The 17,206-nt window shown below is 68.7% G+C and carries 18 protein-coding genes; 9 read left to right on the forward strand and 9 right to left on the reverse strand.

The genetic code is table 11. From position 1 onward, the window contains the following. Positions 1-16 precede the first annotated feature (16 nt). The 4 genes from BWI15_RS11875 to BWI15_RS11890 are packed head-to-tail and all read left to right on the forward strand — an operon-like array spanning position 17 to position 3,079. The gene (locus BWI15_RS11875) at positions 17-877 is read left to right on the forward strand and encodes a dioxygenase family protein (protein ID WP_077014375.1); all 861 of its coding nucleotides are present in this window, start codon (positions 17-19) and stop codon (positions 875-877) included. A 25-nt stretch (positions 878-902) separates the two neighbouring features. Beyond that, a complete protein-coding gene (locus tag BWI15_RS11880) occupies positions 903-2,027 on the forward strand; it encodes a muconate/chloromuconate family cycloisomerase (protein WP_077014376.1) in 1,125 nt (374 codons plus the stop codon). Positions 2,028-2,030: 3 nt separating this feature from the next. Further along, the gene (gene catC / locus BWI15_RS11885; protein ID WP_077014377.1) at positions 2,031-2,306 is read left to right on the forward strand and encodes a muconolactone Delta-isomerase; all 276 of its coding nucleotides are present in this window, start codon (positions 2,031-2,033) and stop codon (positions 2,304-2,306) included. Then, a complete protein-coding gene (locus BWI15_RS11890; protein ID WP_077014378.1) occupies positions 2,303-3,079 on the forward strand; it encodes an alpha/beta fold hydrolase in 777 nt (258 codons plus the stop codon). The genes catC and BWI15_RS11890 overlap by 4 nt, the downstream gene beginning before the upstream one ends. 66 nt (positions 3,080-3,145) lie before the next feature. Here the strand turns inward: BWI15_RS11890 and BWI15_RS11895 are convergent, their stop codons facing one another. Both BWI15_RS11895 and BWI15_RS11900 read right to left on the reverse strand, forming a co-directional pair. Next, a complete protein-coding gene (locus tag BWI15_RS11895) occupies positions 3,146-3,874 on the reverse strand; it encodes a DUF427 domain-containing protein (RefSeq protein ID WP_202817622.1) in 729 nt (242 codons plus the stop codon). Between the two features lie 55 nt (positions 3,875-3,929). Then, on the reverse strand, positions 3,930-4,880 hold the full coding sequence (locus BWI15_RS11900; RefSeq protein ID WP_077014379.1) for an alpha/beta hydrolase: 951 nt from the start codon (positions 4,878-4,880) through the stop codon (positions 3,930-3,932). Between the two features lie 1,191 nt (positions 4,881-6,071). Between BWI15_RS11900 and BWI15_RS40455 the strand changes: the two genes are divergently transcribed. After that, a complete protein-coding gene (locus BWI15_RS40455; protein WP_269087163.1) occupies positions 6,072-6,197 on the forward strand; it encodes a hypothetical protein in 126 nt (41 codons plus the stop codon). 346 nt (positions 6,198-6,543) lie between these two features. Here the strand turns inward: BWI15_RS40455 and BWI15_RS40035 are convergent, their stop codons facing one another. Continuing rightward, on the reverse strand, positions 6,544-7,014 hold the full coding sequence (locus tag BWI15_RS40035; RefSeq protein WP_237771231.1) for a hypothetical protein: 471 nt from the start codon (positions 7,012-7,014) through the stop codon (positions 6,544-6,546). Between BWI15_RS40035 and BWI15_RS11905 the strand changes: the two genes are divergently transcribed. The 3 genes from BWI15_RS11905 (at position 7,001) to BWI15_RS11920 (ending at position 9,994) form a co-directional block, all read left to right on the forward strand. Continuing rightward, positions 7,001-7,771 (forward strand): hypothetical protein, encoded by a 771-nt coding sequence (locus BWI15_RS11905; protein ID WP_237771232.1) that lies wholly within the window; start codon positions 7,001-7,003, stop codon positions 7,769-7,771. The two genes, BWI15_RS40035 and BWI15_RS11905, sit on opposite strands and share 14 nt — an antisense overlap. Positions 7,772-8,489: 718 nt before the next feature. Next, entirely contained in the window at positions 8,490-9,107 is a 618-nt protein-coding gene (locus BWI15_RS11915; RefSeq protein WP_077014380.1) for an RNA polymerase sigma factor, read from the forward strand. After that, the gene (locus BWI15_RS11920) at positions 9,104-9,994 is read left to right on the forward strand and encodes a hypothetical protein (protein ID WP_077014381.1); all 891 of its coding nucleotides are present in this window, start codon (positions 9,104-9,106) and stop codon (positions 9,992-9,994) included. The genes BWI15_RS11915 and BWI15_RS11920 overlap by 4 nt, the downstream gene beginning before the upstream one ends. A gap of 137 nt (positions 9,995-10,131) precedes the next feature. Here the strand turns inward: BWI15_RS11920 and BWI15_RS11925 are convergent, their stop codons facing one another. Continuing rightward, positions 10,132-11,097, reverse strand: a complete 966-nt coding sequence (locus BWI15_RS11925) for an NADP-dependent oxidoreductase (protein ID WP_237771233.1) — start codon at positions 11,095-11,097, stop codon at positions 10,132-10,134. Positions 11,098-11,241: 144 nt separating this feature from the next. Here BWI15_RS11925 and BWI15_RS11930 point away from each other — a divergent pair, with 144 nt between their 5' ends. Beyond that, a complete protein-coding gene (locus BWI15_RS11930; RefSeq protein ID WP_202817623.1) occupies positions 11,242-11,640 on the forward strand; it encodes a winged helix-turn-helix transcriptional regulator in 399 nt (132 codons plus the stop codon). A 302-nt stretch (positions 11,641-11,942) separates the two neighbouring features. Here the strand turns inward: BWI15_RS11930 and BWI15_RS11940 are convergent, their stop codons facing one another. The 5 genes from BWI15_RS11940 to BWI15_RS11960 form a co-directional block, all read right to left on the reverse strand. Continuing rightward, positions 11,943-12,896 (reverse strand): LysR family transcriptional regulator, encoded by a 954-nt coding sequence (locus BWI15_RS11940; RefSeq protein ID WP_077014385.1) that lies wholly within the window; start codon positions 12,894-12,896, stop codon positions 11,943-11,945. A gap of 11 nt (positions 12,897-12,907) precedes the next feature. Continuing rightward, positions 12,908-14,149 (reverse strand): alkaline phosphatase family protein, encoded by a 1,242-nt coding sequence (locus tag BWI15_RS11945; RefSeq protein WP_077014386.1) that lies wholly within the window; start codon positions 14,147-14,149, stop codon positions 12,908-12,910. Continuing rightward, complete coding sequence (locus BWI15_RS11950; RefSeq protein WP_077014387.1) at positions 14,146-15,564, reverse strand: cation:dicarboxylate symporter family transporter; 1,419 nt, start codon at positions 15,562-15,564, stop codon at positions 14,146-14,148. Before BWI15_RS11950 ends, BWI15_RS11945 begins: the two co-directional genes overlap by 4 nt. A gap of 176 nt (positions 15,565-15,740) precedes the next feature. Beyond that, positions 15,741-16,586 (reverse strand): oxidoreductase, encoded by an 846-nt coding sequence (locus tag BWI15_RS11955; RefSeq protein ID WP_077014388.1) that lies wholly within the window; start codon positions 16,584-16,586, stop codon positions 15,741-15,743. Further along, positions 16,586-17,176 carry a TetR/AcrR family transcriptional regulator gene (locus BWI15_RS11960; RefSeq protein ID WP_077014389.1) on the reverse strand — a complete coding sequence of 197 codons (591 nt, stop codon included), beginning with the start codon at positions 17,174-17,176 and terminating at the stop codon, positions 16,586-16,588. The genes BWI15_RS11955 and BWI15_RS11960 overlap by 1 nt, the downstream gene beginning before the upstream one ends. Positions 17,177-17,206: the final 30 nt, after the last annotated feature.

Below are 17,206 nucleotides of genomic sequence, written 5' to 3' on the forward strand. Positions count from 1 at the left end.
CCACAAGGACACCACCATGAGCGCAACCCAGACATCTCCCAGCGCCGCCGACGCCGGCGCGAACGCGTCCGACGCCTTCCGGGCCAGCGTTGCCCGCCGGCCCACCGCCGAGACCTCCCAGGAGCGGACCGATCGCCTCGTCCGCCGGACGCTCGACGCGATCTACGAGGTGATCCGAACCGAGGAGGTCAGCTACCCGGAGTTCCAGGCGGTGAAACGATGGTTGATGGACGTCGGCGAAGTCGGTGAGTGGCCGCTGTTCCTCGACGTGTTCGTCGAGCACGAGATCGAGAAGGTCGCGGCCAGGACGCAGCGCGGTACGACGGGAACGATCGAGGGACCGTACTACCTACCAGGCCAGCAGCGACTGCCGGCCACGGCGACGCTGCCGATGCGTCCGGACGAGCAGGGCGACCGGCTCGTGTTCAGCGGCCAGGTCCGGGCGCTGGACGGTACCGTGCTGGCCGGCGCCGAGGTCGACTTCTGGCAGGCCGATGCCGACGGCTACTACTCGGGCTTCGCACCGAACGTCCCGGCCGGCAACCTGCGCGGTGTGATCGTCACTGACACCGACGGCCGGTTCGCGATCACCACGATCAAACCGGCGCCGTACCAGATCCCGACGGACGGCCCGACCGGCGCGATGATCGCGGCGGCCGGCTGGCACCCCTGGCGGCCTGCCCATCTGCACCTGATGGTCCGCGCCGAAGGACACCGCCAGGTCACCACCCAGCTGTACTTCGACCGCGGCGACTGGCTCGACTCCGACGTCGCCTCGGCGACCAAGGACGACCTCGTGCTCGCGCCACAGCGGCAGGACGACGGCGGTTACGCGGTCACTTACGACTTCGAGCTCGAGCCCGCCGCGACGTCCTGATCCGTCCGCCCAGAAGGGATCCGTCGTGACCGACGACCTGCGCATAGACCACGTCGAGACCATGCTGGTCGACGTTCCGCTGAAGCGCCCGCACCGTTTCGCCCGGGCCGTCATGGACGCTCAGCCGGTGATGTACGTCTTCGTCCGTACTGCCGGTGGGATCAGCGGTGTCGGCGAGGGCGTCGTGCCCGCAGGTCCTTGGTGGGGTGGGGAATCGGTCGAGACGATGCAGCTGGTCGTCGAGAAGTACATGGCGCCGGTTCTGCTCGGCCGCCGGGTCGACGACCTGCACGGCATCATGGGTGACATCGCCGACGTGATCGCGGCCAACCTGTTCGCCAAGGCCGCTGTCGAGGTCGCTTTGCACGATGCCTGGGCGCGCTGCCTCGACGTACCCGTGCACACCTTGCTCGGCGGGCTCGCCCGGACCTCGGTCCCGGTCACCTGGGCGCTCGGCACCGAGCCCGCCCAGGTGGTCGTCGAGGAGGCGCTCAGCAAGCTGGACGCGGGGCTGCACCGTTCCTTCAAGCTGAAGATGGGAGCTCAGGACCCGGCAGCCGACGTCGCGCGGATCCAGGCCGTCGCCGAGAAGCTCGCCGGCGTCGCCGGGGTCCGCGTCGACCTGAACGCCCGCTGGGACCGGCTCACCTCACTCACCTACCTTTCCAGGATCGCCGAGGCGGGGGTCGAGATGGTGGAGCAACCAGTGCCCGGGTCCGAGATCGAGGCACTCGCCGAGATCAGCGCCGCACTGCCGATCCCGGTGATGGCCGACGAGAGCCTGCGCACCCCGTCGGACGCCGTACGCCTGGCCCGGCTGCGCGCCGCGGACATCTTCGCGGTCAAGACGACCAAGTGCGGCGGTCTGCGCGCGAGCCTCGACATCGCCGCCATCGGCGCAGCCGCCGGCATCCCCACGCACGGCGCGACCTCCATCGAGTCACCCGTGGGTACCGCCGCCTCACTGCACTTCGCCTGCGCGGCTCCTGGAGTGACCTGGGGCAGTGAGCTGTTCGGACCACTGCTGATGGCGGAGGAGATGCTCACCGCGCCGCTGCACTACGCCGACGGACACCTACACCTGCCCAGCGGACCCGGCCTGGGCATCGAACTGGATCCCGACAAGCTCCGCGCCTTCCGAAGGGACTGATCGATGCTGTTCCACGTCACGATGGACGTCGACCTTCCGCCCGACCTCGACCCGGCGACGAAGGCGGAGACTCTCAGCCGCGAGAAGGCGTACTGCCAGCGCCTGCAGGACCAGGGCAAGTGGGTGCACATCTGGCGGGTCGTCGGCCAGTACGCCAACGTCAGCATCTTCGACGTGGACTCCCCCGGCGAACTCCACGAGATCCTCTGGAATCTCCCCCTGTTCCCGTTCATGACCGTGACCGTCACGCCGCTGTGCCGGCATCCCTCGGCGCTGTGAACACCCTCGCCCCCAGGGTCGACGGACCACTCGACGCGCCGACGCTGGTTCTCGGTCCGTCCCTCGGCACCGAGACCGGTCTGTTCGACGTACAGGTCGCCTCCTTGGCCGCGAAGTACCGGATCGTCCGCTTCGATCTGCCAGGTCATGGCCGCTCCCCCACCTGGCCGGAGCCGTTCCTCGTCGGGGATCTCGCCACCGCGGTGCTGCGAATGCTGGACCGAATCGGCGTCGACCGCTTCCACTACGCGGGCGTCTCGCTCGGTGGCGCCGTCGGCCAGCAACTCGCCGTCTCCAGCGACCGACTTGAATCCCTGACACTGATGGCCACCGCGAGCCGGTTCCCGGACCCGGATTCCTGGCCCGCGCGCGCCGCGCTCGTCCTGACTTCCGGCACGGAGGCGTTGGTCCCGTCGCGCTACGGCACCTGGTTCACTCATGAGTACGCCGTCGCCCACCCGGCCGAAGCCGAGCGCTTGATCGCCATGCTCCGCTCGACCTCGCCGGTCGCCTATGCGGCCTGCTGCGAGGCCATCGCCGCCTTCGACCTGCGTGATCGTCTCGGCACGATCACCGTGCCCACGCTCGTGATCGCCGGCCAGGACGACACCGCCACCCCACCCGACACGGTCCGGTGCCTCGCAGCCGCCATTGCCCGGTCGTCCTTCGTCACCACGAAGGGAGCTCACCTCGTCAACATCGAGGCAGCGCCCACCGTCACCTGGTCACTTGCCACCCATCTCGCAGCTCACCGAGGCAAGAGCGGTTGTTAGTCCCTGAGATCGGGCTCGTACGGACCCCAGGCCCGCCGTTGGTACTTGCAAACACCCCGCTCGCGGTCAGCGGGAGAAGTGAGTGACGACGCGGTCCAGACGCACCCCGTCGACGGTGAGGTCGACCTGCTCGTTCAGGAACGCGACCAGCCCCATGACCGGGCGCAGCGCGACCGTGGGGAAGTCGTACGACCATGCGAGGTCGGGCTGGTCCCCCACCGACCAGTACTCGCTGGTGCGCCCCTTGTACGGGCACTGCGTCCACGTCGGGCTCGCGGTCAGGTGCTCGAAGTTCACGGCGTGCCGGGGGAAGTAGTACCGAGTGGGCAGCCCCGTCTCGAAGACCATCACCGTCGCGTCGGACTCGGCCAGGACCTTCCCTTCGAGCTCTACCCGGACCCGTCGCGACGAGCGCATGGGGTCCACCCGGTGGTACGGGCTTCTGGGATGGACCCAGACCTGGTCGTCCTCCTCGAACCAGGCGTCCATCGCGTCCCAGTTGAACCTCACCCGTCCGGGGACCAGCCCGTCGTCGTACACGCGGGCCAGCCCGTGACCGGCTTCGTGGATCCGGGCCAGACCACGATCCTGCTGCTCGGTCTGCCCGGTGTCCCGCAACAACCCGGCCGCCACATCCTCGACGGGAATGTAGTACGCCGGATAGCCGGGCCATTCCCACAGGTAGAGCGCGTTGGTGGTGTCGACGACGCAGCGGTTTGCCAGAGTCGCCCTGATCCGGCGCGGAACCGGCGCGGTGTGATCGACCGGCACGATCATCGGAGGAAAGTCGGTCACGACAGCGGCCTGCGAGAATTCATGGTCTGGCTCCGTTCCGTCTTGTCGATCCAGATCATTCGGAGTGCAGCACCCCTCGCAGCGTCCGGACGGCTTGCTGGATCGCGGCCGTACTGGCCGCGGTGTGGCGGACAGGGTTGAGCATCATGAAGTCGTGCAGCGTGCCGTTGTAGCGGACGCTCGTGGTGTGGACACCGGCCGCGATGAGCTTGCGGGCGTAGGCCTCACCCTCGTCGCGCAGCACGTCGTTCTCGTCCACGACAACGAGGGCCGGCGGCAGTCCCGCGAGATCGTCGAGGCTCGCGCGCAGCGGTGATGCGGTGATCTCGGCACGGGCCGCGAGATCGGGCAGGTACGCGTCCCAGAACCAGGCCATCGCCTTGGCCGTCAGGTGCGGCCCATCGGCGAACTCGCGGTAGCTGCTGGTGTCCTGCGCGGCGTCGGTCACCGGGTAGTAGAGGGACTGGTGGACGAAGGTCACGTCGCCCCGCTGCTTGGCCAGGATGGTGAGCGCCGCGGTCATGTTCCCACCGACGGAGTCGCCCGCGATCGCCAACCGCGCCGGATCGAGGTTCTCGCTGTCGCCGTGCCGGACGATCCACCGCGCCGTGGCGTAGGCCTGCTCGATCGCGACCGGGTACCGAGCCTCAGGCGACCGGTCGTACTCGACGAACACGACCGCCGCGCCGGCGCCGACGGCCAGTTCACGGACGAGACGGTCATGGGTGCCGGCGTTTCCCAGAATCCAGCCGCCACCGTGCACGTACAACACCACCGGCAGAACGTGCTGTACACCAACAGGTTTGACGATGCGCACGGCCACGTCACCAACCGGCGCGCTGACGGTGATCCACTTCTCGTCAACCTCGGGCAGCTCCACCGGCCCCGCCTGGACACTGTCCAGCAACGCCCGCGCGCCGTCCACACCCAGCTCGTACAGCAACGGCGGCTTGGCCGTGGCGTCGGCGAAGTCCTGCGCCGCACTTTCAAGAACGTGTTCGCTCACTGTTCTGCTTCCTCTCGTCCGGCCTCGAGCCCGGCGGCCGGGGTGGGCCGACGAGCATGCTCACGGATCAAGACCAGACAGCGACGGCCCTTGTGACGACGGGCCGCGATGCCTCACCGGACCGAGCGAGGTTGCGACCAACACTCCCACCGAGCCGAGCACGACCGCGGCGATCGTGACGGCGCAAGTACTTGCCACCGGCGTGCTCGGGTGAGACGAGAATGGCGGCGGCTCATGGTGAAGACGCTCAACCGACCGGCGCTCACCTTGCCGGGTGGTCTCGTCGAGGCAGGCGGGAAGCCATGCATGTTCAGTACAGCGTCGACGCCTCCGCCGCGATGCGTTCTGCGAAATCCCTCAGAACAAGATCGCTGTCGTGCGCAACCTGCTCAGGCCTGTAAGCCCAGGACTGCTCCGAGATGTGCGCTTGGCCTGCCCGAGGGCGCGGCGCCTGTCACTCAGCCCGTCGAACCAGCTCTGTCAGGAGACGCGTGCCCTCGCTTCGCGCGCCGCGAGTCGCAAAGTCTCCGCGGCTGAGTGACCCTAGCACCGTGAATTCGTTGTCACGGATGTCGCCCTCGAATCGTACGTACCACCGTTCCGCGCCCTCCGAGACACCCGCCCAGTAGCCCAGTTCGAACTCTGGCTTGAACTGGCCCGGAAGGCTCTCTGCGAGATCCACGAGCTCCCGCAGTGCCGCCGCTGTGTCCTGTCCACGTGCTCCAAGGTAGCTCAGGCATCGGCGCTTGGACCGTCCCGTGGCACCTGCTACGGCCCGAGCACACCACCGCGATCCGCGCGCAGCTGCTGACTGTCTACGCCGCGTCGACGGCACCACGCGGTCAGGCGCCGACGCCGACCGACACGTCGACGCCGGCGAGCTGGTCGTGCTGTTCGCGTCCTGCGCGGCCGACCCGCCGCCGGCCAAGCGCGCGCAGTCGGCCTCATCCACGTCCCCTACCCAGTACGCCCGAACGAAACGCATCACCCGTAGCCGGACGTCAGATGGTGAAGCCGTCGTCTCGCTGGCGCCACCGAACAGAGCAGGACAGCAATGACAGAGCTCGCATTGCGGAACGGCGTGTCGACTACCCGGAGGCTGTCCAGCGGCGGGCCTGTCAGGGAGCGTGCAGCGCCACGTGCTCTGTACGGCTGACCGACTCAGCCGTCGCGCTTCTGGTGCCGTGGGCCATGACGATGCCGGCCTGGTTGGTGGGGGTCACGCAGAACACGGCCGACTGCCCGAGTCTGCTCGGTGCCTTCCACTGGCCGTACAGCGTCGAGGCGCTCCAGTTGCAGCGGGCCCAGACCCGGTAGGTCCCGTAGCCGGACGTGCACTGCGCCCACGCCTTGACGCGGCGGTCGACGCCCGAGCTGCAGTTGGTCGGCGGGGACGGGCTCGCGACCCTCGGCCGGGGTGGTGGTGCCGACCGTCAGGGACAGGATCACCGCGGCGAGCAGCAGGACCATCGGGACCGCGGCTGACGTCAAACCGCCCGTACTGCGCCCGTACCGTACTGCGGCCGTACCGCAGTGCCGCGCGATCCCCTTTATAGAAAGGGATACAGGCATGAGTATTGGGTTAGCCAGCGACGTACGAGATGCAGTCAATCGCGGCCCAGCACGCTGTCATCCAAGCACTGTTGCCATTGCCCGCCGGCACCTAACATTGCGCGGTGCGATCCTCCTCTTTCCCCGCCCTGACCGCGACCGTGATCTGCGCCCTGGCTCTGTCCGGCTGCGGGGACGATGGCACCGCCCAGCCGCCGGCGTCCGATGCGCCCACGCCGGTCGCCTCGGCACCGGCCTCTGTGTCCCCGTCATCACCCGCCCCCGTGTCCGCCTCGCCATCCGCCTCCGTGTCCGCGTCGGTCTCCGCGCCGCCGACGCCCCGCTCGTCGCCCACGCCCAGCCCATCTGCATCGAAGCGGCCGCAGGCCCTCCCGAGCCCCGGCAACCCCGGCGGTGACGCCACGGTCCCCGCCGCGGCGCAGGCCGTCGACACCAAACGGCCGGACCGGGTCGTCGGCAAAGGCACGCCGGCCGGCTGTACGTCGGCGGCCGTGGTCGCGGCCGTGGCAGCCGGCGGGGTGATCACCTTCAACTGCGGGCCGGCCCCGGTGACGATCACCATGAACGCCACCGCCAAGGTCCGCAACGACCACGGTCCGGACGTCGTGCTCGACGGCGGTGGCCGGGTGACGCTCAGCGGCGGCGGCAAACGCCGCATCCTCTACCAGAACACCTGCGACGAGGCCCAGCGCTTCACCACCTCGCACTGCCAGGACCAGCCCACACCCCGGCTGACCGTGCAGAACCTGACATTCACCCGCGGCAACGCGACCGGCGAGACCGCCGAGGGCGGCGGCGGAGGGGCGATCTTCGTCCGCGGCGGGCGGCTGAAGGTGGTCAACTCCCGCTTCACCGACAACCGCTGCGACAGTACGGGCCCCGACCTGGGCGGCGCGGCGATCCGGGTGCTGTCGCAGTCGGAGAACCGGCCGGTGTACGTCGTGCACAGCACCTTCAGCGGCGGACGATGCTCCAACGGCGGCGCACTGAGCAGCATCGGCGTCTCGTGGACGGTGCTCAACAGCGTGTTCACCGGCAACAAGGCGATCGGCCGAGGCGCCAATCCGGCCAAGGCCGGCACCCCCGGAGGCGGCTCGGGCGGCGCAATCTACACCGACGGCAACACGTTCACCGTGAACGTCGAGGGCACCGTGATCCGCGAGAACCACGCGAACGAGGGCGGCGGCGCGATCTTCTTCGTCAGCAACGACCGGACCGGCACGCTGAGCATCGCCAGGTCGACGCTGAAGTCGAACCCCAGCGACGGCTTCGAGACCCAGCCGGGCATCTTCTTCCTGGGAGCGAAGCTGAGCCGCTAGAAATCGCGAGCGCGATCTCGTGGGCCGAATGCGCGTAGTTGCTCGGAGCTCATACGGCTTGGGCGCTTCGAGAGAAGAGCCCGGGACCAGAGTGGCTGGTCAGCAACGAAACTGATCAGGAGCGTGGTATGCCCTTCAAACCGAGAGGATCGCGAAACGGGATCGGCAGACGACCGGACGCGGACGACCTTGATAAGCGCACTTGCGAAGGAACTGCTCCGAAGACCGAGTGGTCCTCGCCGGTGCAAACGGAGCGGACGCACTACGCCTGCTCGCGGCATGGTCCACACCGTTGGGATTCATCGCCTCGGATAAACACACGGAACACCAAGGCTGACTGTCCGCAGGTTCGGCGGCCTTGCTCCGAACCGTGCCGTACACCGCGACGTGCTCATGGCCGAGTACTGGAACCAGCCACCAACCTACCGACCGCCCTCGCGGCCGGGACCAGGCTCGCTGGGTCAAGGGGGCGACCAACGGTGCGGTCGAGTACGGCGCCCGCCATCTCGCGGCGGACCTTGCCCCGCTGCGCGTCAATGCCATCTAGCCCGGGTCGTCGACCCGGGTGCTTGGGACCGGTTGCGCGACGGCACGGCCTGCCTGCTGAGCAAGAGTGCCGCCGGAACGCACCTTCGAGCCGCAAGCGTCTGCGAGGACGGGCGCTCCGTCTGGTGCTCGGCAACCCCGCGGGGACCTGCGGACCCTGTTAGGTATGACCATGACATCGAGGCGGCCGGACATGCCGCCTCCTGCCGTGCCGCCGGGGCCGTCCGACGATGAGTTGTGGGAGGCCCTGCGCCGCTGTGAGCCGGCCGCCCTGGGAGAACTGTTCAGCCGGTACTCCGGGATCGTGCACGCGTACGCCGTACGCCATACCGGCTCCTACGGGTCAGCGGACGACGCGGTGCAGGCGACTTTCATCACGGCGTGGCGGCAGTTCAGCCGGTCGGATCCGGGGCCGTTGCTCCAGGACAGCGCCCGAGCGTGGTTGCTGACGCTCGCGCGCAACGAGCTCCGCAACACCACCCGGGCCAAGCGGCGGCTGGCGCAGTTCGTGAGTCGGCAGCCAATGCCGCTGCACCACCCGGACCATGCGGACACCGTCGCTGCCCGGCTCGACTCCGAGCGGCACATCCAGGCCGTGCGGGCTGCCTTGAAACGACTCCCTGCGCACGAACGGGAGACGGTCGAACTCGTCTACTGGGCCGAACTGCCGCTCGCCGAGGCGGCAGCGGTCCTGGGGGTCGCCGAGGGGACCGTCAAGGCGCGACTCTCCCGCGCCCGACGCCGGCTGCCGGCTCTGCTCGACCACACCGGACCGGAGGAGGCCCGATGAACCTCAGCACCCCACCGCCGGTCGAAGAACTCGACCCGGACTACGCGGACCAGCTCCGCGCCGAACTGGTGAAGAACGCCCGGCGCAGCCAGCGCAAGGCTTCCGTCTGGGTACCGGTGATCGCCGCAGCCTGCGGAATCGCCGTCATCACCACCGGCGTGGTCGTTCTCGCCCAGCCGAAAGACAACCCAGGCCCTTCGGCGGCCACCCCGTCGACCACCTCCCCGAGCCCTGCCGGAGTACAGAAGGTGCCTGCCGGCAGTTCCCCGCGGGTGTCGCTCGACCTCGGCCCGGCCTCCGCCGCCGACGCCAAGGAAGCCGCCCGGAAGTGCCTGGCGCATCGCGAGGGTCACAACGGCGCACCGAATCCGGCTCGTCCGGCCGATGCCGAGACCGCGACGGTGCACCAGGCACGCTGGCTGAAGGTGCTGCCCGGTCACAACGGTGAGCTGCGACCGGCGAGGGACAGGATGCTCACACAGACCCTGACCACCCGGGACGGCGTCTGGGCCCAGTGTCTGGACTCGGACCTGCAACAGGTGTTCGACCCGGTCAGGGCGGGGATCCCGTTCGAGCAGAGGGCGGCCCTCAACGCAGCCGAGCCGATCAACGGTCAGTGGACGATCGCGGAGGTTCCGGACGGCCGGTCCACCGTGCTCTTCGCCGACTTCAGCTTCGCCACCATGCCCGACGTGGCACGGGTCGAGGTGCGGATCCGGTGGACCGGCGGCGCCTCACCCTGGTACGGCGTACCGGTGGTTGCGGGCGGCGGCTACGTGGCCGCGTCGCAACCGGGCGCGGTCCACCGACGCCGGGCGATGGAGATCGACTTCCGTACCTTCGACAAAGCCGGCCGGCAGACCTTCGCCGGCGTCGAGTACGGGTAGCCGACCTGCCGGCCGGACCACTCTGGGGGGCGGTCCGGCCGGCGACTTCGGCTGTGACGACGTCGAACCGGCGGATCCACACATCGCCGTCCGGGTTCTCCTCGTCCACGAACGACGCAACCTCGCGCGGTGAACGTTCAGGAAGCGAGGCGCAGGACGAGCTTTCCGCGGGTGCGGTTGGACTCGCCGCGCAGATGAGCCGCGGCCACCTGCTCGAGCTCGAACGCCTCCTCGACCTCCACCATCACCTCACCGGAGTCGATCAGTACGCCGATGGCGGCGAGTGCGGGCCCGTCCGGCTCGACCAGGAACGGCGTCACCCGCCTGCCCTTCGCCTCGGTCGCGGCAGCCAGCTCGGGCGACACACCGGCCGGCACCGCGACGAGCAGGCCACCGGGACGCAACGCGTCCAGCGACCGCGTGCTCGTGTCGTGGAGATCGCCGACCAGGTCGACCACGACATCGACGTCGGAGACCACCTCCTCGAACCGTACGGCGGCGTAGTCGATCACCTCGTCCGCGCCGAGCTTGGTGAGCCACTCATGGTTGTTCGCACGAGCGGTGCCGACGACATAGGCACCGAGGTGCTTGGCGAACTGGACAGCCAGGTGGCCCACACCGCCTGCGGCCGCGTGAATCAGCACGCGCTGCCCGGACTCGACATGGGCGGTGTCCACCAGGGCCTGCCACGCGGTGAGAGCGGCGAGCGGTACGGCGGCAGCCTGCTCGTGGCTGACGGTCGAAGGCTTGCGGGCGAACTGCCGAGCCGGCGCGGTGACGTACTCGGCGTACCCGCCGGCCGCCCTCGGGAACCAGGGCATGCCGTAGACCTCATCACCTTCCCGCAAGGTCGTGACGCCGAAGCCGACCTTCTCCACGACACCGGAGACGTCCCAGCCAAGGATGAACGGCGGCTCGCCGAGCACGCCCGCCATTCCGGCTCCGGCCCGCGTCTTCCAGTCCACCGGATTGATGCCGGCGGCATGCACTTTCACCCTGACCTCCGTCGGCAGCGGTTCGGGGCGGGGCTGTTGCTGCACCGAAAGCACCTCGGGACCGCCGAGGGTGTGCTGGACGACAGCGCGCATCGAGGTGTCAGACACTGGTTCTCCTTGGATCGGTTGCAGGAAAGATCCCAGTGGGCTTTCCTTGGAGCCCGGAGAAAGTAACTGCGGGGAGATAGTTACCCGCAAGGGCTGGAACTTCCCAACGGGAAGCATCGAGGTGAGAGGCTTGCTATGCCCACTATGTGCCTGACCGGACAGCATTCCGACCACGACGTGTACGCCGCGCAATGCCCGTGCCGGGCGATGCTGGACCTGCTGGCGAACAAGTGGTCCGCGCTGGCCATCGGCGCACTCGAGGACGGACCCCGGCGTTTCGGCCAACTCCAGCGCCATCTGCAGGGAGTCAGCCCGAAGGTGCTGACCCAGACACTGCGGCGCCTGGAGGATTTCGGCTTCGTCGATCGCACGGTCTACCCGGCGGTGCCCTTGCACGTCGAATACTCACTCACCGAACTCGGCCACAGCGCGGCGGTGCCCCTCAAGATGCTACGCACCTGGGTCGAGGACAACATCGACAGCGCTGCCCACGCCGGGGCGCCCGCAGCGTCCTGCGCGACCGAAACCGCCGCGCCTCACTGACCGACCCCAGCCGACGTTCGTCTCCAGAACCCCAATGCGCTGGTGCCCCCGGCCGGCGTCTTTCGCCACATCGCGGCCAACGCGCTCGCGGCCGACCGCACCGACGCGCTGCGCACACTGAAGATCCCGACGGTCGTCATCCACGGCGACAGCGACCCCCTGGTCGACGTGAGCGGCGGACGTGCCACGGCGGACGCTGTGGCCGGCGCCGAGCTTGTGGTGATTCCCGGCATGGGACACGAGCTGCCCGAAGCACGTGGGGCCGGATCACCGACGCGATCGCGGCGAACGCCGCCAAAGCCTCAACCAAGCGGTGACGTCGACCCCTGGAAACCAGTCCCCCCGCCGGTCGACGTCTCGGGCCCGGTGGCCGCGCGCTCGAGGTGAGCGAGGAACAACTCCTCGAGCTGCGACAACGGACGATCGCGATTCCGGATGACGGTGACGGGCCGGTCGGGCGGCGCCGGATCGAGGTGAAGCTGGGCAACGCGGCCGGAGGCGAGCGCGTCGCGTACGGCGACCCGGGGCAGGCAGGAAATCCCGAGGCCCGCGGCGACGGCGTTGGTGATCGCCGACGTGCTCGCCATACTGCTGATCGTCGACCGTGGGATCCGCCACTCGGCATACAGCCGTTCCTGGTAGCGGCGAGTGCTCGAGCCGGGCTCACGGACGAGCACACTGGTCCCGCGCAGGTCGCCGGGCTCAACTCGCTGGCCCGCGAGCGGGTGCGAGCCGGACACGATCACGATCTGCTGCTCGGTCCCGACCGGTCGGCTGATCAACAGTGCCTTGTCGACGTCGTCGCCGACCAAGGCCAGGGCGAGCGAGCCGTCCAGCACCTGGCGCACCGTATCGGCGGTGTTCGACACCGACAGCGCCAGCGTGACGTCGGGATACCGCTGAAGGAAGCTCTGCAGCCGTTCCGGGAGGATCCGCTCGCCGGACGTCGTGGTTCCTCCGATGGTGAGCGTCCCGGTGACCGGTTTGGTGCTCAATCGGGCGAGCTGATCGAGCGCCGCCTCGGTCAGCGCGAGGATCTGGCGGGCGTACCCGAGCAGCGATTCTCCGGCCGTTGTCAGACGCAACGAGTTCCCGCTCCGGTCGATCAGTACGGTTCCCAGTTCAGCTTCGAGCCGCCGTAAGTGCGTGGACACCGTCGACTGGGTCAGTCCCAGCCGTGGTGCGGCGGCAGAGAATCCGCCGGCGTCGACGATCGCGACGAAAACCCTCAGCTGATGGAGATCCGGTGATCGCACGGTGGCTCCGGTCAGCCCGCGGCCGGAGCCGTGTGGTTGAGCACGAGGTCGTGGATGTCGCGGTTCCGCAGGATTCCCGCACGGTACCGCGCGGCCAGCGGTCCGGCGATCTTCTGACTGACGATGAGTGGGACCGGCTGCTCGTGCCGCCCGCCGTGAGAGCGTAGACGACGGTGTAACTGAGTCAGGTCGTGGTCCGCCGCGGACGCTCCCAGAGCCGTGTCGGCCGCCGCGGTCACCGCGAGGTCTCCCACTCGGTCCACGGGAAGTTCGTACAGCGTCGCCGCCGTCTCCGCGTCCAAGATCTCCTCGATGCCGGGTACGGCGGCGAGAATCTCACGCGCGGGGCTCCGGTGCTCGGGGTCGAGGTACAGCCACGCGAAGGAGCCGAGGGCGCCGTGGTGGCGGGGATAAGGATCGGTGATCGGCAGTACGACTTCGTGCACCGGAATCCCGGCGGCAGCGAGCAGATCCTTCAGGAACCGCACCCGAGGTCGCCCGGTTTCGCTGTCGTGCTTGGCGTTCATCCCGTGGTCGGCGGTGATCGCCACCGTGCAGCCCGCGTCGAGATACTCGCCCACCAGCCGGTCGAACTCCGTGAAGAACCGATCTGCTTCGGACTCGCCGGGAGCGTACTCGTGCTGGACCCGGTCGGTGAGCGAGACATAGAGCAGACGCAGCTGCGGTACGGCGCGGAGCGCGGCCAGCCCGAGGCGCATGCCGTAGTGGCTGGAGAAGGTGTCGTAGACGTGTGGGGCCGGATCTCCGACGAGTTCCTCGAGCGATTCGATCCCGTACGCCGGCAAACCAGCCCCCGCGGCACATTCCACGCTCACGCTCGGCACTCCCCCGTTGCCGAGCAGCTGTCGCAGTTTGTCCTTCGCTGTGATCATCAGGGTCGCAACGCCGGCCTGTTCGAAGCAGGCGTGGATGCTCGGTGCCCGGAGGTATCTGGGGTCGTTGAGCAGGACCAACTCGCCGTCCGGGGTTCGCATGTAGTTGCCGGGGATGCCGTGGAGGGCCGGCGGCACACCGGTCACGATCGAGATGTTGTTCGGGTTGGTCAGGCTCGGCACCTCCGAGGCGCCGACGCCGAACTCTCCGCCGGCCTCGAGCATGCGCTGCAGCCGCGGCATGATGCCGCGCTGCAAGCCGTCCCGGAAGTACCGCGGGTCCCCACCGTCGACGGTGAAGACGACCACCGGCCGGTCTGGCACCTGGTAGGTACGGTCGTTGGCGATGACGGTGGTCATTGGTTTTCCTCTTCCGAGTGGTTCGATCCGGTCCCCGCGCCTACTGGTTCAGGGGCGACTTGATGGGCCTGCTCCGGGTCGTTCGTAGACGTTGTCCGGTCGAGTTCGCGGACGTACCCCGGCGCCTCCCCGGTCATGATGCGCGTCACCTGCACCGGGGTGATCTCACCTTCGAAGCGAGCGATGACGAGGCCGGCGATGGCGTTGCCGAGAGCGTTCACGACCGCACGGCACTCCGACATGAAGCGGTCGATACCGAACACGAGCATCACTCCCGACACCGGGATGAGCGAGAACGACGAGATGGTCGCAGTGAGTTGGACGAAGCCGCCACCGCTGACACCGGCGGAGCCCTTCGAGGACAGCAACATCACCAGGAGCAACGCCAACTGCTGACCGAAGTCCAGCCGCAGATCGAGAGCCTGCGCGATGAACATGGAGGCCAGCGTGAGGTACAGGCAAGTGCCGTCGAGGTTGAACGAGTATCCCGCCCCGACACTGATGCCCGCCGTACCTTTCGACACCCCGACGTGCTCGAGTTTGCGGATGATGCCAGGCACCGCGACTTCGGACGAGGACGCGCCCAGGGCGAGCACGATCTCCTCCTTGAAGTAGGCGAACACCCGCAGCGGGTTCAGCCGGCTGAGCAGCAGGACGCCACCGAAGACCACCACGACGAACACGATCGACGTTGCGTAGAACGTCGCGACGAGTTTCACCAGGCCGCCGATGGTCGTGGCCCCGAAGCTGCCCAGCGTGTACGCCATCGCCCCGAACACGCCGATCGGTGCGACACAGGTGACGAACCGGACGACGGTGAAGAGCACCTCGGACAGCCGCTCGATCCCCCGGGTGATCGGCCGGCCCCGTTCGCCGAGCACCGCCAGCGCGAGGCCGAACAGCACGGCGAACACCAGGATCTGCAGGACCGCGCCGTCGGCGAAGCTGGCCACGATGTTGCTCGGAATCGCATGCGTGAGATGGTCGAACGCCGACAGCGGCTGGGCCGACTCCACCTTCTGCGCGGCGTCCTCACTGACCACGAGACTCGCGGGCGAGATGTGCAGGCCGGCACCGGGCCGCACCAGGTTGACCACGGCGAGGCCCAGCAGCAGAGCGAGCGTGGTGATGACCTCGAAGTACACGATCGATCGAAACGCCACCCGGCCCACCTGCCGCAGGTCGGCGACGGCTCCGATGCCGGCGACAACCATGCAGAACACGATCGGGCCGAGCGTCATGGTCAGCAGACTGACGAAGACCTCACCCAGCGGGGCCAGCGCCCGCCCGAAGCCGGGAGCGACGAGTCCGGTCACCGCCCCGCCGACCGCGCCCACAAGGATCCAGATCTGCAGGCGCCGGTACCACGGGCGGCTTCGCGTGCGAGCCGGCCGCAGCGATGGTTCTGCCTCCATGACGTTGTCCTCCTGGCGTTCCGACTCGCCACGGCCCGAAGGCCGTGGGCGATCGCCGAAGTTCGGCGCCACCGATCGTGGGCCGGTGCTCACGACGGTCGCTGAACGACGGGAGAAGCAACAGTGAACACGGCGGGGTCATCACCCCAGCCGTCAATGACACCTATTGACAGGGATCAGCCGAGCTGGGCGCCGGTGGGAAAGTCGGTGCTGACCGTCAGCTTCTCCCATCGATCGATGTCGGCGTCGACCGCCGAGCGACCGGCCCGGACCAGGCGAAGGGCGTCGGAGCCAAGGACCAGGTGAGCAGGCGGCTCCGGAGAGTTGAAGACCTCGAGTACGGCGGCCGCCGCCTTCGCTGGGTCGCCCAACTGGTTGCCGCTGGCGGTTTGCCGGGCGGCGCGAATCGGCTCGAAGAGTTCGTCGTAGTCGGCGATCGTGCGCTCGGCGCGGACCATGGACCGGCCGGCCCAGTCGGTACGGAACGAGCCCGGTTCGATCGCGGTCACGTGGACGCCGAAGCCGGCCACTTCCTTGCCGACGGCCTCCAGCATGCCTTCGACGGCGTACTTGCTGCCGCAGTAGTACGCCAACCCCGGCACGGTCATCAGCCCACCCATCGAGGTGACCGCGAAGATGTGCCCGGCCCGGCGGCGTCGCAGGTACGGCAGAACCGCCTGCACGGTCGCGGCCACACCGAAGACGTTCACGGCGAACTGATCGCGCAGTTGCGACAGCGGGGACTCCTCGAACACCCCCTCGTGGCCGTAGCCGGCGTTCGCGATCACCGCGTCGATCGGGCCGACCTCCTTCTCGATCTCCTCGACCAGCGCGAACACTGCCTCGTCGTCGGTGACATCGAGCAGCCGGGCATGCGCCCTGGACGGGTGCAGAGCCGTGAAGGCCTCGGCATCGGCGGGTTTGCGGACCGTGCCGATCACGGTGTGACCGGCGGCCAGTGCTCCTTCGGCGAAGGCGCGGCCCAGGCCGCTGCTCACGCCGGTGATCAGAAATTCGGGCATCAGTTGTTCCCTCGGATCGTCGCGCACCAGATCTGTGCGCAGATGTCGGCAGTGCGGTCGAGGTCGTCGCCGTTGACGCTCGCCCAGTAGAAAGTGCGCTCGGTCATCCAGCACAGCGCTTCGGCCACCGCCGGATCGGGTACGCCGGCCCGCGCGAGCACCTCCGTCATGGCGGCGGCGTACCGGTTCACCGTGCCGGTCCACAGACCGCGGATGGCCGGCGTCACCGGTGTGAGGTCGACGGCAGCGCGCATCACCAGCCCGTGCTCGCGCCACGAGTTCGCGGTGTGCCGCACCGACGCCCGGACGACGTCCTCGACGGACTCGTCCGCGGCCTCGGCGACCTCCGCCTGGGCGGCCAGCGCGTCGACCGTCCGGCCCACCAGCGCCGTCAGCACCTCCAGCTTGGAGCCGAAGTAGAAGTACAACGAGGCCCGCGAGATTCCGGCGCCCTTGGCGATCGACTCCACCGTCATCAACTCGACGCCTTCACGCCCGAGCAACTCCTCGGCCGCGTCGAGAATCGCCTTCTCGCGCAGATCTCCCTTGCGCGGACCCTGCCGTCGCTTACCGCTCGTCGCCGCAGTCACACCAGAGAGTCTACGCCGTGTTGATAAAAC

Origin of the sequence: Kribbella sp. ALI-6-A, from assembly GCF_001984195.1 — a bacterium.
Classification (GTDB): domain Bacteria; phylum Actinomycetota; class Actinomycetes; order Propionibacteriales; family Kribbellaceae; genus Kribbella.

Coding starts and splice junctions, on each gene's coding strand:
- BWI15_RS11915 (WP_077014380.1), top strand. CDS start 8,490: ATGACATCGAGGCGGCCGGACATGCCGCCTCCTGCCGTGCCGCCGGGG.
- BWI15_RS40035 (WP_237771231.1), bottom strand. CDS start 7,014: ATGGTGATCGTCACCGGGGCCGGCCCGCAGTTGAAGGTGATCACCCCG.
- BWI15_RS11945 (WP_077014386.1), bottom strand. CDS start 14,149: ATGACCACCGTCATCGCCAACGACCGTACCTACCAGGTGCCAGACCGG.
- catC (WP_077014377.1), top strand. CDS start 2,031: ATGCTGTTCCACGTCACGATGGACGTCGACCTTCCGCCCGACCTCGAC.
- BWI15_RS11930 (WP_202817623.1), top strand. CDS start 11,242: ATGTGCCTGACCGGACAGCATTCCGACCACGACGTGTACGCCGCGCAA.
- BWI15_RS11950 (WP_077014387.1), bottom strand. CDS start 15,564: ATGGAGGCAGAACCATCGCTGCGGCCGGCTCGCACGCGAAGCCGCCCG.
- BWI15_RS11920 (WP_077014381.1), top strand. CDS start 9,104: ATGAACCTCAGCACCCCACCGCCGGTCGAAGAACTCGACCCGGACTAC.
- BWI15_RS40455 (WP_269087163.1), top strand. CDS start 6,072: ATGACGATGCCGGCCTGGTTGGTGGGGGTCACGCAGAACACGGCCGAC.
- BWI15_RS11955 (WP_077014388.1), bottom strand. CDS start 16,586: ATGCCCGAATTTCTGATCACCGGCGTGAGCAGCGGCCTGGGCCGCGCC.
- BWI15_RS11875 (WP_077014375.1), top strand. CDS start 17: ATGAGCGCAACCCAGACATCTCCCAGCGCCGCCGACGCCGGCGCGAAC.